The sequence below is a fragment of the Syntrophales bacterium genome (assembly GCA_023229765.1).
Taxonomy (GTDB): domain Bacteria; phylum Desulfobacterota; class Syntrophia; order Syntrophales; family UBA5619; genus DYTH01.
Genome location: JALNYO010000017.1, coordinates 24,098 through 40,115, shown reverse-complemented (window position 1 = coordinate 40,115; position 16,018 = coordinate 24,098). Strand labels below are relative to the sequence as shown.

Genomic DNA, 16,018 nt, shown 5'->3' with positions numbered 1-16,018 from the left:
GGCCCCGATTCGCCTCGGCCGCCGCGCGAACGGCGGAGATCCCGGCCAGGGAAAAAGCCACGACATGCCGGGCGTAGGCCTCGATGTCGTCGATTCGTTGCGGGCCCTCCGGGCTTTCCTTACCCGGGGCTCGCCCGCTACATATGACCATCGGGTTGATGCACTGGCTGATGATCCCCACTTCGCAGAACTTCACCACCTGCTCGGCGATCTGCGGGCCGAGGAGCTCGCGGACCACCTGCTCGGTCCGCTGCTGCAGGGGCCGGATCTCCTCCCGCGTCACCTCTTCCAAGAGGCCCGTGGGGTTGAAAAACTCACGTTGCATGAACCGGAACTCCCGGTTGTTCGGGTCTGTAATCCGATGGAACAGGGCCGTGACCTGCCCCCGCAGGCGCTCTTCCGGCGGTGCATCGGCGGCCACGCCGCCGTCCGGGGGATGGGCCTCTATGGATTGGGCAAAGGCCTGCCGCCAGGCCTCGCTGTACAGGGCCTCCTTGCTGCCGAAGTGGTAATTGACGGCGGCGACGTTGGTCCCGGCCTTCAGGCAGATTTCTGCAATCGTCGTTTCCCGGAAACCCTTCTCCGCAAAAATATCGCCCGCTGCCGCCAGCAGTTTGCCACGGGTTCTTGCCGTATCCTCTCTCGGGATCTTCATCGTTGCCTCCTATAGATGACCTTTAACGCATATTTAAAACGTTTAATTGAAATAGTCAATAGGTTTTTTGAACAGCAGGAGCATGCGTCTTCCAAAAAAAAATGAAGAGCGAATAAAATGGGACATCGACTGAAGGAAAATTTTCAAAAGCACACCCAAACGGTACACCCTCAAACGATGAAGGGGTTACGGCTTATGCCGTAACCCCTTGATTTTATTGGTAGGCGGTACTGGGATTGAAAAGGCACGCATCTATTTGAATATAATCAGTTTTAAAATGTTACCCTTTGCAATATCCCTATAACGTTCCTAAACAAAACTCCGTAAATAATAATTATTATTAAATATATTTTGGGGGGGCTTTCACACCCGCCCCGGTGTTTTAGAATTTCCTCATCTCTTTTATTTCTTGTAACGTTTTTCCCTCATAGCTCGATTTCACCGGCTCTTTCTTTTTGCGCGCCGCCATCGCCGTGTAATATCTTTGCTTTATTGAAAGCTCCGCTGTGTGCCGCCCTTGCAATGCAGACAACCTTTCGGCAATCCGAATGAATGCTTGATTTTTCGAAAGTCCCTGTTGGAAATAGGCATCAACACTTCTAACTATCTCAGCATTAGTAAGCTTGTCGCTCATTGGCGGGTCTGTAATTGTCGTGTCGTCTTTTTTGGCCTGTTCAGCAAAGAGTTTACCGTATTTTCTTGCCATCCGGCCCACCACCAACTCGACTATGCCGTGATCACAACTAAACATTTCCGCGACTTCCTTCATTGAAAAGCCGAAGACGTGAACCAGCATGAAGTATTTTTGGTCTTTCGTGAACCTCTCTATCCGTGATATTTGGGCACCCGTTTTCCTTGCGTCCAGCGCCTCAATAAGTTTGCTTATCTGATTTCTTGCGTTTTTGTATGCAGATTTTATAGCTTCATCATCAACTTTAAAGCGCTCAGCCAGTTCAGAAATTGGGGTTTTATTAAAAAAGTGCTCAATAAAAACTGAAGTTTTTCGCAACCGACAATCGCCACTTGACCAGGGAACGGTGTCGGCATCAGAAAATTCATCAACTCTATGATCTGCAATTTCCGAAAAACGTACTTGGTTGTAAAGCGGGAATAAAACAATATGGTCGTCAAACTTTCTATGCATCATCCGAATCCCGGCCCCAACCTTTTTACTGATATCCTTGCATAGAGTTTTACATTCTGAACGATCTTGACAGGAATTACAATCCATTTCGTCACCTCATTAAGATTTTGTTTCTAAGCCTTTCGGGGTTCAGGTTTAATTTTTCGGCCACCATCTCAAAAAAAGCGTTATTAGGGTCTTGGATAAAAGCCATCGCTAACTCCTTCCCTTTGCGATTGCGACGGATAGCGTGAACAGCCGCAACCGTCACGGATAGCCAGAGCCCATAATAACCTTCAGGGTGGAATTCGTGGGGCTCGCCTTTGTCTGATCTGGTTTCCATGTCATCCTCCTAATCACTTTCGGCGTATTTCCGCCCACATTTAGAAGCAATGATCTTTGACATTTGCCGGGTTAGTCCCGCGTCCCGAAGGTAGCGCTCCAACTCCCGCTTGGTCATCGTAGTATGCTGTAGCGCACCAACCCAGTAATCAAGATCGTTCTGGTCAATCATGGCGCCACCTCTGGCTTAGGAAGTGCATTCATGTTTTCAAGCTGTCGCACCTCGTCAATCGTCAGAAAACCGGCCTCAATAGCCACCTTGTAAGACTCATAGCGAATCTTAGTGTCGGCCCTGAGAAAGCCTTGTGTAAGATGCTCGATAAAGTATTTTTCCTTCTCGGATTCCGTTAAAAGGGATTTCGTCATTGCTCCTTCTATCCGGGAAAGCCACGGCTGAAGGGTATGGGTTAGAAAGCTGCGGTTCTGTTCCTGAACATTCGCGTAGGTCGATCTTTCATAATCCATGATTAAATTCAATGGGATACGGAAAATCCTTGCAATCTCTACCACTGAAAATTTCTGAGATTCGATCAACTGTGAATCCTGCGGGGATACGCCTATTGATTGCCATTTCAGGTCATTGCCCAAAATCGCAACCCGGTGATGCTTGCCCTTGCCTTCATGCCCTGTTGACCATGCGTTTCTTAAATTTGCCTGATTCTCTACGCCCAATGTCTGCGCTGTCGTTAGAATCCCACCGGGGCTCGCATCGTTGCGAAAGTAACTTGATGAATATTCTTGAACGGCCTTGCTATAGCCGAAAGTATCCCTAAGCAATGTCAGAGGTGAAAAGCCGATAATGCCGTCAGCGGATAGCCCCCGGATATGAAGAATGTCCGCCATGGGATAGACTTTTTCCACGCCATCATTTTGATGTTTATAGACAAGCTCCCGGCCTGAGACTTCCACTGTCACTTTATCCGGGTGCAAAGGCCACAAGGCCACCACTTCCCCACCGTCGCGCTCTATGTAGCAATAAGCATTACCTCTAAGGCATAAGTGCCCCACAAGCAGCTCCCTAAGCTCGAAAGAAGTCATCAAGGGGTTCGGCTCGTCGTGTAGTAAGTGGTATAGGGAAAAGCCCTTAGCCCGGTCTTTATCACCGTTAGCAAAGCGCTCATAAGTGATAAGGGGCAGGGATGCAATGGCCTCAGTAAGCACCCTGATACAAGCATAAACGGCAGGAATGCCCAGCGCCACGGTCTCATTGATATGTATGCCGTAAGACGTTTCCCGGCCCTCGAAGGCGTCAAGATTCGCCCAACTTCTCTTTTTGAATAGTGAATCAAAGAATTTCATTTTATTATCCTCATAAGTAGGCGGGGATATTTCACCCCGCCCATGGTTTAATTACGTCAAGCAGGTGACTTCCGCTGCACTCTGATATTTCGGCGTCAGGTGCGCTACGATCACCATTTCCCCCGCTCCCGCCTGATTCCCGATTTCCAGGGTCAGCCATGAATGACCACTTGCCATTTCAGCCGCGTCAATCTCGATAGTGAGCATCCGGGAAGTATAGGTAGCCGCCGCACAGGTCAAAGCTGCCGACGTTGCAAAATCCGATAAAATGTCAGCGCTTGCCGCCCCGATAGCGCCGCCGGTATAGCGATAATTAAAGGTTAAGGCCGTGGTCTTGGCCCCGACTGTTACGCCTGAATAGAGCTTCACCACCGCGCCGCCCGTGCCGCCAACTTCCGTGTAGCCAGGCCCAAAAACGACGTCAAACGACGCATTGATATAATCGCTCATGTTGATTGAATCAGAATCCACGCCAGCGGTAATGTCCGCAGAAGCCAGCAAAGGCACCTTTTTCATCGTCTCAGATAATCTCATTGTAATTCTCCTTTATAGGTGCCGGGATTGCTCCCGGCTGTTAGGGGTTAATTGGTTAGGTGTCACGCTCGCCAAGGCCGACGATGCAGGACATGGTGCTGCCGTTTTTCGGGGTCAGGTAGGTGTTCCAGGTGCAGAGGCCGTCGAAACGAATCAGGGCACGATAGGAAAGCAAGTCCTGAGTCCATCCGGGGATTGTGCTCTTCTCGATACGCAGATCACGACGAACGCCAATTGTGTATTGAGACAGATCAACAAACATGATGTCATCCTCATCTCCCAGAACCGGGGAATGAGAATTGAACAGGACGGGACGACCAAAGATATAAAATTGGCCGTTCGATTCCGTCATTACCGGAACATAAGCCGAAGCGGTCCCGATGGTCAGGCCCATAAGCTGCGTCAGGGTACCGGAGTTGGCAATCCAGACGGCTCTCTGCCGCCCTGCCGGGTACATCCTCGCGTACATATTCACGAGGTTCTGATAAACGATGGTGTCGTTAGCCTGCGCGGTTTCCTCTGCCACGACGATCTTCGCCGGGGAATTACGCAGGCCAAGGGGTTCTGAAGCGCCCACGCCATTGATGAACAGGTTGTCCAAGCCGTAGCCGATAGAAAGGCGAATTGCATTGTCGATCTGGGCGTCAATCCCCATGCCATCCTCAGACAATTCGTTAGAAATTTCGCAAAAAATCCCGCCTTTCTTTGCCGCCAGTTCGATCACGCGCAACTTGCCGACTTGCGGGGTGCCGGTTCCTGTCTCAGACAGCATCTGCATGGAAAAACCGCCAAACAAAGAGCCACCTGTCTGATTTTTGCAATCCCAGCCGATTGCCTTACGGGTCGCGCTCTCCATAGAGTACACGGTCGCACGAGGTCGGATTACTTCAGATTCCAGGGAACTATCCAACCATGCCGCTGCTAAGGGCTCTGGAACACTCGCGCCGCCGGACGAAAAAACCCCTTCAACCATCTGCGCCCGGAAAGCCCGGATTGCTTCCTCATCAACGTCCAGAGGCTTGCCACCGTTGAACATGCCAGCAAACGACCTGTTAGCCACAGGCCCACCGCCCATTTCAATGATAGACCTGTCAACCTTCTTAACGTCCGGGACAAATCCCTTGACATCCTTCCGCCCGGCATCGGCCATTTCAAAGGCTTCAAGACGGCTGTCAAAAGAGCGGATTTCACCCTTGACTTCTTCCATCCTCTCGGCATTTTCGCCGCTTTTGGCCAGCTCTGCCAATTCACTAATTGCCGCCGTTTTACTTTTCAATACGTCATTTTTGTCCATGATCTTACGCTCCTTATTATTGTTAATTGATCGGTTAATCCCGACCGTGTTGTCTGCGGGTGCCGCCACTAAGCTGCATTCATAGGGAAGCCACTTAGTTGCAATAAATCCGGCCTTGGTTTTCACCCGTTCAAGAATCTGATAGCCAATGCTTAGGTTCCTCAAGATTCCGTCTTGGATGTCTTTCCACAGCCCATCCTCGTTCGCTGAAAGCCGGATGGTGCCGCGCAACTTGCCACCGACGACGCTCAGATTCTCGACAACCCCCACGGGCAGACTGGAATTGTCGTGCGCCCTTAGAAGGGGTAAAGGTGCCCGGCTCAGGTCAATCGCCCCCGGTTTATGTGAAAGTACTTCTTCACCTTCACGACGTAACACCGGAAATTCACTTGACAAACTCGCCTCGACTGTCCGTGTTTCCGCTCTTAAACTGCCAACCTCAATCTTAAAACTCCTTCTCTCCATTTTAACCTCCTGTTTTTGTTTAATTTCAGGGCAATAAAAAACCGGCACTAAGGTGTTAGGGCACCCTAATGCCGGTCTGTTATTCTATTCGTTCCCTTCCAGGTGGCCACCCTTCAGGAAAACCCTGATTGTTGTGATGCTAAGGCATCAAATCCAAGTGATCGTCGGTTCAACCTCCTTTGCTTGGTGCCGCAAGGCCCCGGACATAGCCATTATCAGCGCAACCATGCCGTCAATTTTATCCCTTGCCTTTTGCTTATCAGGTGCGACGTTTCCGTTCGGGTCTGACCTCATAACGAGATTATCAGCGCACCATCTCAAAACGGGGTTTCCGCCATGCCGAATCTGCTTATTCATCACCTTGACAAGCAAGTCTTTAGCGGGTTCGTTAAAGGACTTTGCACCTTGGCGAACCTCCATCATCCTGAAGCCATTGTCGGCGTTCGTCGGATTGAGCTTTTCCATTACTCTGTTAGCGGTCGATGTTGCATTCCAGCTATCAAAGCCGATTTCCCGGAGGTCATAATCCTTCGCCGCCTGAAAGATGTCGTTTTCAATAAAATTGTAGTCAATGCAATCGCCAGGGGTAGAGGTCAAAAAACCCTGCCTTGACCAAATATCGTAGTTTACGCGGTCAATTCTGGACCGTTTCAAGATTCCCTCTTCAGGGCAGTAGAATTTGCAGAGGATATCCCAGGTGCCGCCGTCCGCTTCAGGTGGGAAAACCATCACAAAGGCTGCAAGGTCATTCTTAGAGGCCAAGTCAAGCCCACCGTAAGCCTTTCTCCCCTTGAGGCTGTCAAGGTTTACAGGGTCGGCGCAGGCATCCCATTTGTCCATCGGCATCCATCGGGAAAGGCTCTTGATTGGTATGTTCAACCTGAAGCGCAAGAAGTTCTGGTAGTCAACCGGATCATTCTTGGCTGTCGCATAGTCCGCCCGGATTTTATCAATATCAAAAATATGACCGATTGACGGATTTACCCGCCGCCACAATTCTTCATCATCGGGATTATCGGTTTCCGGGTCGGCGATATAGAGAACCGGCAGGAAGTCAGGCTGCTTGATAATTCCTTTTTCAATTTGTTGCGCTCTGGTTCGGATTTTCCACCAAATAGAATTTTTATCGTAAATCCCGGCTGTAGTCAGGACAAAAACTAATTGTTGTGACCTTGCGTAATCCGTCCCGGCTGTCAGTACGTTCCAGAGGCGGTCGGTCGGCTGGGCGTGTAATTCATCAAAGATTATCGCGCTGGGGCTCAATCCATGCTGAAGCTCAGATTCCGACGATAGGACTTGATAAAATCCGGAGTTTCTCGGATTGATAATTCGTTTCCGGCTGTCTAAAACCTTCAGGCATTTTGATAGAACCGGACTGTTTTTCACCATCTGCGCCGCCGCCTCATAAACAAGGCCAGCTTGCTCCCGGTCGCCTGCCGCGCTATAAACTTCCGGCTTTCCTTCACCATCAGCACACAAAAGGTATAGGGCCAGCGCAGCTCCAAGTTCACTTTTCCCGTTCTTTTTGGGGATTTCGATATAGACAAAACGATATTGCCTGAAGCCATCTTTCTTTAATGTGCCGAATGCCGGCAGGACAACATCTTCCCATTGCCACGGTAGCAGGTTGAACGGCTGTCCGGCCCACTGCCCTTTTGAGAAGGTCAAGTTCTCAATGAAGGTCTTGACTCGTAACGCCTTTTCTAATCCGTCTTTCTTAATCATGGTTAATCCAGTAGAGATTCCATCTCTGATTTCTTTTTACTCTTCAGCATCAATGTTCCTATCTTCGCCAGTGCGATTGATGATAGCCCTAAGTTTTGGCTGTACCGGTCAACCAGTACGCCTAACCGATGTTGTGCGTTAAAGTGCGGGTTATACATGCTCCCGCCGTCCGGCCCCTTGATAATGATCGCCGGGGCCAACACCATCTGCTTGCAACAATCCAGATATTGCACCCAGGTCGTTGTCAGCAATTCCAACTGGATTGCATTAGCAATCGTGAACAGGCCATAGTTTTTCAAGACTGCCGCAATCTCTTTCCATGCCCGCCGCTCTTCTTTTGAAAAGCGACGTGGGCATCGTGGCGTCAATTCCCGTTCTGGCTTTGGTTCCAGTTCAGCACGGTCGCGCTGATCGCTGTACAGTTTGCCCTTTTCAAGTTCTAAAAGTGCTGTCGGTTTAAGTTTTGACATTCCATTTACCTCCTATGGCTAAAACACCTGAAAAACTCGCTCTGAGTTACCGGGCGGGTTATTCCCGTAGCCTAATTGATGATTTCTGACAGCTTTCGCCTCTGCCGTCTTATTGTTATGGTGCCAGTGGCAAAGGGTCATTGCATTGTCCTCGCTTGTCAGTGCCCCGCCGTCCTTGATCTCCCGGACGTGATCGACAATCTGCCCCGGCACCTCGCGCCCCTCAGCTAAGCACATCTCGCATAAGGGGTGTAAGCCTATATAGTAATCCCTAAACCTTCGCCACGAGGTGCTTAAATAGAATGGCTCTGCCTGCTTCTCTGCCCTGATAGGTTGATGCTGGGTACAGTAAGCGCCGTTCGTGGCTATCTGATTGCAGGGGTATGATGCACAATACTTACTTGCTCTTTTGCTCATGTTTCACCTTTGCCTTTTGCTTCTTACGCTTTGCGGCTTCCTCAAATTTTCTTTCCCACTCGGCGAGCCGCTTTGTTATAGTTTTTGTAGGCATCATACATTTCCTCTTTCAATTACATACGTTCCTTGCAGTGCGGCGCGTCATGCCGCCTACGGCGTCCGCCGCCCTTACAGTCTCTTTCTCATTCAATTGTAATTGCCGGGGGGGTTCGGGGGGGCTTGCCCCCCTGAGTGAGACTTCAGCCCCCGCTTGATATTCTTCCATGATTTCTTTCCCCTGATTGTAGAGCACAACCTCATCCATGTGATGCAATAGCCATTTAGCACGCTGAGGATCGCTTTTAAGCGCCGTAAACTCTTGCATGGCTACTTCCCCGCCTTCCTCGCCAATCCACTGAGCATAGGCACTGTCAGTGTTTTTTACCTTCTGTTCTTTCTGCCCGTGCGGTCTGGTAATCCGCTTGGCAAAGGATTGACTCCATGGTTCGTTCAAGACGTCTACAATCAGAGCTTCCATGATATATTTAGTACGCAAACGAACAGCATCAAGGTGCGCAGATTTCGCAATAATAACTATTCTCGAATCACTTCGCACCGTCCACCATGCTCCACAAACTTGTCTCAATAACTTACTCAAAGCCTTTGCCTCTGGGTCTGTCGTGATAGGTGGTCTTTCGGATACATAAGTTGTAACTGCCAGCCCAGCACCCTGAATCTCCGCTTGAAGGTTTTTGATCTTCCTTGCTCTGCAATCGTTGCAACTCCAGCGGTCGCAGTGTTGCTGTCGCCGGTACGATTTTTTTGCCAGCATCGGCACCCACGCCCCGCATGGTATCTGCCGCCCTCTGGAAAATGCACCCCGCTCGTTTGCCGTTATTCGCATCGGTCATTAAAAAACCTCAATGATATCCACCAAGTTGCTGTTGGTTGACGTAATGGTAAATGATTTCAATAGGTTACAATGGCATGCCGTGACAAAACAAACTAATACATACAATATATATATGGTTTGTTTTGTCAGTCCAAAACTCTGCAACATCTTGATATTATACATATATAATGCCTATCGCGTATAGTTGGTGGATATCATTGACTTTTTCAGTCTATCAATGGGAAAATCAATAACTATCCCTGTTTTGGGCTCTTTGGGTTTAAGGTTGATTAGAACACCGGGAAAGCTGATCTTCCAGAGGCGTTCGGCAAGTTCCGGGTTACGTTCCCCGGTCAAATCAGCGTACTGCCGGAAAATTGAGAATGGCGTCCGGTTCAGGGTTTCCCCGGCCAGCTCAAGAATGAGTGCGGTAAAATTGAGGTCGTGGGGTTCAGGTCGGCTCGAAAGACGATGAAGGAAGTCCGGCAGGGTTTCCGGGGTGATAGTCTCGGCCATCTCGGCAAAGGTTAAAGTAGAGGGGTTCATCGCACCCCCCTGAACACCGCACTTTCCGCCCGATAACAGGCTTTCTGAATAGTAATGGTCATCGGTCGGCCCTCGCTTCAGCCTTCACTGAATAACCAGAAAGCCTGATACATAGATCATTTATAACGGTTTCCGTCCATGCTGAAGTTCTTGGCGAAAGTTTCACTGGCTTTGGGTATTTTCCAGTTTTTACGCCGTTCCACCATGTGCTGCGGGAGACTGGAAATCGTTCCAGGACATCCGGTAATCTTAAAAATCTTTCGGTTCGTTCTGCCATTTTTGCCTCCATGATAATTAAGTCCAACTAAGTCCGAATCGGTGTAAATTGCTTCGTTAGTTTCGATAGTAAACTTATTTTCAGGAAAATCAAGCAAAAAAATGAGGTAACTAATTGATATCATTTAATATAATGCTTAACATTATATTAAATCTTGGCGCTTTAAAAATCAAGGGGTTACATGGTGTCAAAAGTGTAGAAAAGAGGGTAAAAAAGGCGAAAAAGGGGGGAAAAAATACTGTGAAATTTAGGGAGGTCTTGCTTTATGAAAATCTACCGAATTTGCTGTATTTAGGGTAAAAATAGCAGAATGATGAAATATATAAATAACTTACGGGGGTTTAAAAACTTCCCCCCCGTTCGCCGCTTTTTTATCCTTTCAAGCTGTCCAGGTAGTCGCTCCATTGCTGCATCATCTTTGTCCGCTCTGGTAGGTGGTGCGTTCGGTTATAGGCTCTTCCGTTAGGGTCGCGGACACTGTGGGCAAGCTGGTGTTCTATAAAGTCAGGTCTCACCTGTAGCACCTCGTCAAGGATGGTGCGCGCCATTGCCCGGAATCCATGTCCGGACATTTCATCCTTATCAAAACCCATGCGGCGCAATGCCGCCAAGATCGCATTGTCAGACATAGGACGGGTAGCAGACCTTGCCGACGGAAAGATGTATTTCCCTGTGCCTGTTAATGGGTGAAGCTCTTTCAGGATAGCAACTGCCTGTGTTGATAGTGGTACCAAGTGCGCCTCCCTCATCTTCATCTTAATAGCGGGAATATTCCATGTAGCTTCGTCAAGGTCAATCTCCGACCATTCTGCCTTTCGTAGCTCCCCCGGACGCACGAACAGCAACGGAGCGAGCTTCAAGGCGCATTGAACAACAAAGCCGCCTTGGTATCCGTCAATCGCGCGTAGCAAGCCACCCACCTTCAAGGGGTCGGTTATAGCTGCATGGTGGGATTCCTTGAACGGTGTCAACGCTCCCTTTAGATCGCCGGAAATATCGTGTTCCGCCCTGCCCGTTGCAACTGCGTATCTAAAAATCTGTCCACAAACAACCCTCATCCTGTGTGCGGTATCCAGGACGCCGCGTGATTCTATACGCCGCAATACAATCAATAATTCCTGTGGCTTTATTTCTTTTATCGGCCTCGGCCCTAACCATGGAAAAATATCTCTTGCCAACCCTTGAATCATTTTCACGGAATAGGCTGCAACCCAGACATTCGATTGTTTTATATGCCATTCTCTTGCTACTACCTCAAAGGTTTCTGTTTCTTCCGTCTGTGCCTGCTTCTGCGCCTTCTTGACTGCGCCGGGGTCAACACCATTGGCCAATAATCGTTTAGCATCTTCGCGGCGCTGGCGGGCATCGGCAAGGGAAACAGCCGGGTATATCCCCAGCGACAACCTTGCCTCCTTATTTTCAAACCGATATTTCAATCTCCAGAGCTTCCCACCGGAAGGACTAACGGCCAAGTACAGACCACCGCCATCAAAAATCTTAAATTCTTTTACCCGCGCCTTCGCATTTTTAACTTTCGCATCTGTCAGTGGCATTGTTAAACGTGGCATTAGTTTGCCTCCTTATAGGGACATCGGTTCCGTTGTAGGGACATTCTAATGCTCAGGATATCCCTAAAAACCCTTGGATGTTAAAAAACCCTATAACACGTCGCTGGACTATAAACAAGAAAAAACCCGCTATTTCTAACGGGTTCTTTCTCTTCTTAAACTGTAATAAACTTTAAAAAACATTCAATTGGTAGGCGGTACTGGGATTGAACCAGTGACTTCTACCGTGTGAAGGTAGCACTCTCCCGCTGAGTTAACCGCCCAAAGGAAGCCGTCGTATATCCCAAAGAGACTCGCTTTTCAAGCAAAAATTGGAAAATTTTGCAATCACTTCTGCACGACAAGCGCTTGCCCCTGCCCTTTCAGCAAGACCGAACAATATATCGAGCCAAGAAATCAATAATCATTTGAGTTCCGTAAATAAAGAGGAGTCCGCGTTCCCTCGAAGGCGGCCTCCTCTCATGCACCATTCTTTGAGGGTGTGCGACAAATTTATGGGTAGAGCAGTTTTTCACCCCTCTTTAGCAAAGAGGGGTTGGGGGAGATTTGATGGAGAATAAATATCACCTTGCTTTTATTATGAATCCCCCCTGCCCCCCTTTTCCAAAGGGGGAATAAGTTTCTGCAAGTATATGATACCCACATTTTTGTCGCAGACCCATTCTTTGATAATGCGTGCTGTTTAAACCTCAAAGACCAGCAGACACCTACAACATCTCATAGATGCCCGCCGCTCCCATGCCGCCGCCGATGCACATGGAAACGATGCCCCGTTTTGCCTTGCGCCGCTTCAATTCGTGCAGCAGTTGGGCGGTAAGCTTCGCGCCGGTGCACCCCAGCGGATGGCCAAGGGCGATCGCGCCGCCGTTCGGATTGACATCGCCCGCCTTATAGCGATCCTCAATCCCGACTACGCGGGCCGAATAGAGACACTGAGACGCAAATGCCTCATTGATCTCGAAGACATCAATATCTTTCGTGGTCAACCCCGCCATCTTCAGAACCTTGGGAATAGCGTATGCGGGACCGACGCCCATCTCCTCCGGACGGCACCCGGCTACCGCGTAATATGCCAGCCGGGCCAGCGGCTTCACACCGATTGCCTTGGCCTTTTCCGGCGTCATCAGAAGCGCAAAGGCCGCCCCATCCGTCATCTGGGAAGAATTGGCCGCGGTTACGCTGCCGCCCTGCTTAAAGGGCGATTTCAGCTTTGCCATATCCTCAAGTTTCGAGGGCCAGCGAACCCCGTCATCCGTATCGAATACAAACTTCTCCTTGACACGTCTGCCGCTCTTGGAAATCTTGTAGCGGTTGGCAACAATCGGGATAATCTCCTCCTTGAATTTGCCCGCCTTGATCGCCTCGTAGGCGCGACGGTTGCTCTCCACGCCAAACTTGTCCATCTCTTCGCGGGATATATTGTAGTCGGCGGCGACATTTTCCGCGGTAATTCCCATCGAAACGTAAACATTCGGCATTCCCCCGTCGAAATCCCACTCGGGATCGGGACGGAGCACTGAACCGCCCATCGGAATATGGGACATCGTCTCACAGCCGCCGGCAATAATCACCTCCGACCAGCCCGCCCTGATCTTGGCGGTTGCATCCGCGATGGACTGAATGCCGGAGGAACAGAAACGGTTGACCGTCATCCCCGATGTCGTAATGGGCAGACCCGCGCCGATTGAGAGAATACGGCCGAAATTCATCCCCTGCTCCGCCTCGGGAAAGGAACACCCAACAATTACATCATCTACATCTTCCGGTTTTAATTGAGGAACACGCACTAAAAGTCCCTTTAAAACCTGTATTCCATAATCATCCGATCTTGTCAGCGACAGACCGCCCTTCTTGTAACGCCCACCGGCGCTTCTTACTGCTTCAACAATGACCGCATCGCTCATCGTATTCCTCCTTTGTATAAAAATGCCCCTTGTTTTGGCTCAATCTGCAAGCTTGAACCAGCCTGAGGACGCGACGAAGCGCGCCCCTTCAGCCATTTTAATTGCGCAACGGCTTGCCGGTATTGAGCATGTGCATTATCCTGTCCTGCGTCTTCTTTTCGCCGCACAGGCTGAGGAAGGATTCCCTCTCCAAAGCCAGAATCTCCTCCTCGGTCACCAGCGTTCCCTCCGGGCAATCGCCGCCGGAGAGGATGTAGGCTACCTTGCGGGCGACATGGACGTCATATTCGGAGATGTAATTGCCGACCCGCATGTTGTAGAACATCGCCTCGGCCAAGCCGCGCAGGTTCTCGCCCATAACCGGGATCAAAACCGGACGCGGCTTTTTGTAGAATTTCGCCAGCCCCAGAACCACCTGCTTCGCATCCCAGAGTTGATGATCGCGGGAAAGCGCAATATTCTCTGTTTTACGGATGTAGCCGAGTTCCATTCCTTCCGCGGCGCTGGTCGCAACCTTGGCCATCGCAATATTTTCCAGCGCCTTCGCGTATATCTGCTGCATATTCTGGCCGGCTTCGACAACCCCGTCGGGGAGGCCTTCCGTCACGCGCACCATCAGCTCCTTGCAGCCGCCTCCGGCAGGAATTACGCCGACCCCCACCTCCACCAGACCAATATATGTTTCACCACAAGGAAGACATTTGGCCGCGTGCATGGCCATCTCGCAGCCCCCGCCAAGGGCCAGACCCGCCGGGGCGGATACCACCGGCTTGGAGAGGTATTTCATCCGCATGTTGGCAGACTGCAATCCGTCAATTTGCTCATCAAGGATATCCCAGTCGCCCTTTTGGGCTGCCATCAGCACCTTGAAGACGTTCGCCCCCGCGGAAAAGTTCGTTCCATGGTTGCCCAAGACCATTCCGGTGAAATCCTTCTCGACGATGTCGCAACTTTTCTGGAGCATCTCGATCATCCCGTCGTCGATGGCATTCATCTTCGTGTGGAACTCCAGGCAGGCAACACCGTCGCCCATGTCCATCAGGGATGCGCTGGCGTTTTCTGCTATCACCTTGTTTTGCGCCTTCAGGTCGCCCAGAAGAATGATCCGCGGATTGGACTCCAGTTTAACATAATCCTTCTTATCGAAATCATAGTAGTAACGACCGTCATCCTTTTGCAGGTAGAACGTTTCGCACTTTTTCTTTAACATCTCCGTGATCTTTTCGGGGACCTTCTTTTTGAGCTTTTTCATCACCTCTACGGCTTCGCGCACCCCTACCGCGTCCCAGGTTTCGAACGGGCCAAGCTGGTGGTTGTACCCCCATTTCATCGCGTTATCGATGCCGATAATGCTCTCCGAAATTTCGGGAATGCGGTTGGCTGCGTAGATAAAGTTATTGCAGAGGTATTCCCGGGTAAGTTCGGCGGCGACATCAGAGCCGTTGAACATCGTCTTGATCATTCCGGCGGCGCCTTCGTCGCTCTTTTTGAGCGCGGCGGCAACGGAGGCAAACCTCGGCCGGGAGGACGAAACATATTCCATCGTATTGTAGTCAATGACAAATTTTAAGCTTTTCCCTTTGGCGTCTTTTGACTTTTTGTAGAACCCCTGTTTGGTCTTGTTGCCCAGCCACTTGCGTTCGACCATCTTGGTCATGAATTCCGACTGAACAAACATCTCCCGCATCTCGTCCTCAGGAACGGCGGCGTAGAGGTTGTTCATCACATTTTGCCCGGTATCGAGACCGACCAGGTCCAAAGTGCCGAAAATTCCCGAATTCGGGCGTCCGAGCGCCTTACTGATAATGGCGTCAATCTCGTCAATCTTCAGGTTCTTTTCGAGCATCAGATGGACAGCGTTGGAAATATCGTAGGTGCCGATGCGGTTTCCGATAAAATTGGGCACGTCCTTGCTGATTACCGTGCCCTTTCCCAGCACCGTTCCGCAGAATTCCGTCATGAATTTAACGATCTCCGGTTTTGTCTCGGCGCCGGGAATGACCTCCAGAAGTTTCATATAGCGGGGCGGGTTGAAAAAATGTGTCCCCAGAAACTGTCCTTTCAGTTTTTTGCCGAAACCGGCAGAAATATCCCTGATGGGAATGCCCGAGGTATTGGTCGTAACGATGCAATCGGGGCGGACAATCTTTTCCACCCTGGCAAAAAGTTCCTGTTTGATTTTCAGGTTTTCGACCACAACCTCGATCACCCAGTCCACATCGGCCAGCCAGCCCAGATTGTCCTCGAAATTGCCGGTTTTGATCAGGGAAGCATTCTTTTTTGTAAAGAAAGACGCCGGTTTTGACTTGAGCGCATTGTCAAGGCCGCTTTGCGCGAACCGGTTCCGCCATGCCGGGCTCTTCTCCGTCAGACCCTTGGCCTTATCGGCATCGGTCAATTCAAACGGGACAATGTCGAGCAGGGCGCATTCAATGCCCGCATTGGTCAGATGCGCCGCTATCCCGGCGCCCATAACCCCGGCGCCGAGCACAGCAGCCTTTTTGATTTCGTATGTCATATATTCCTCC

General features: G+C 50.2%; 13 protein-coding genes, 1 tRNA gene and 1 pseudogene. All 15 read right to left on the bottom strand.

All coding sequences use genetic code 11. The features are described 5' to 3' along the window. Positions 1-13: 13 nt before the first annotated feature. A pseudogene (locus M0P74_10565) lies at positions 14-655 on the bottom strand (CerR family C-terminal domain-containing protein). Positions 656-1,037: 382 nt separating this feature from the next. Further along, positions 1,038-1,886 carry a hypothetical protein gene (locus tag M0P74_10560; protein ID MCK9364021.1) on the bottom strand — a complete coding sequence of 283 codons (849 nt, stop codon included), beginning with the start codon at positions 1,884-1,886 and terminating at the stop codon, positions 1,038-1,040. Between the two features lie 4 nt (positions 1,887-1,890). Next, positions 1,891-2,121, bottom strand: coding sequence for a hypothetical protein (locus M0P74_10555; protein ID MCK9364020.1), 231 nt, complete (start codon positions 2,119-2,121; stop codon positions 1,891-1,893). A 167-nt stretch (positions 2,122-2,288) separates the two neighbouring features. Further along, complete coding sequence (locus tag M0P74_10550) at positions 2,289-3,419, bottom strand: phage portal protein (GenBank protein ID MCK9364019.1); 1,131 nt, start codon at positions 3,417-3,419, stop codon at positions 2,289-2,291. A 51-nt stretch (positions 3,420-3,470) separates the two neighbouring features. After that, a complete protein-coding gene (locus tag M0P74_10545) occupies positions 3,471-3,953 on the bottom strand; it encodes a hypothetical protein (GenBank protein ID MCK9364018.1) in 483 nt (160 codons plus the stop codon). 55 nt (positions 3,954-4,008) lie between these two features. Further along, positions 4,009-5,712 (bottom strand): phage major capsid protein, encoded by a 1,704-nt coding sequence (locus tag M0P74_10540; GenBank protein MCK9364017.1) that lies wholly within the window; start codon positions 5,710-5,712, stop codon positions 4,009-4,011. Positions 5,713-5,859: 147 nt separating this feature from the next. After that, positions 5,860-7,437, bottom strand: coding sequence for a terminase large subunit (locus M0P74_10535; protein ID MCK9364016.1), 1,578 nt, complete (start codon positions 7,435-7,437; stop codon positions 5,860-5,862). Positions 7,438-7,439: 2 nt separating this feature from the next. Beyond that, positions 7,440-7,907, bottom strand: coding sequence for a hypothetical protein (locus M0P74_10530; protein ID MCK9364015.1), 468 nt, complete (start codon positions 7,905-7,907; stop codon positions 7,440-7,442). Positions 7,908-7,925: 18 nt separating this feature from the next. Then, the gene (locus tag M0P74_10525) at positions 7,926-8,120 is read right to left on the bottom strand and encodes an HNH endonuclease (GenBank protein ID MCK9364014.1); all 195 of its coding nucleotides are present in this window, start codon (positions 8,118-8,120) and stop codon (positions 7,926-7,928) included. Between the two features lie 313 nt (positions 8,121-8,433). After that, positions 8,434-9,135 carry a hypothetical protein gene (locus M0P74_10520; GenBank protein MCK9364013.1) on the bottom strand — a complete coding sequence of 234 codons (702 nt, stop codon included), beginning with the start codon at positions 9,133-9,135 and terminating at the stop codon, positions 8,434-8,436. Positions 9,136-9,387: 252 nt separating this feature from the next. Beyond that, the gene (locus M0P74_10515) at positions 9,388-9,741 is read right to left on the bottom strand and encodes a hypothetical protein (protein ID MCK9364012.1); all 354 of its coding nucleotides are present in this window, start codon (positions 9,739-9,741) and stop codon (positions 9,388-9,390) included. 648 nt (positions 9,742-10,389) lie between these two features. Next, positions 10,390-11,586, bottom strand: coding sequence for an integrase arm-type DNA-binding domain-containing protein (locus tag M0P74_10510; GenBank protein MCK9364011.1), 1,197 nt, complete (start codon positions 11,584-11,586; stop codon positions 10,390-10,392). 188 nt (positions 11,587-11,774) lie between these two features. Next, positions 11,775-11,849 (bottom strand) — tRNA-Val (locus M0P74_10505). A 444-nt stretch (positions 11,850-12,293) separates the two neighbouring features. Continuing rightward, a complete protein-coding gene (locus M0P74_10500; GenBank protein MCK9364010.1) occupies positions 12,294-13,490 on the bottom strand; it encodes a thiolase family protein in 1,197 nt (398 codons plus the stop codon). Positions 13,491-13,587: 97 nt separating this feature from the next. Further along, on the bottom strand, positions 13,588-16,008 hold the full coding sequence (locus M0P74_10495) for a 3-hydroxyacyl-CoA dehydrogenase/enoyl-CoA hydratase family protein (GenBank protein MCK9364009.1): 2,421 nt from the start codon (positions 16,006-16,008) through the stop codon (positions 13,588-13,590). Positions 16,009-16,018: the final 10 nt, after the last annotated feature.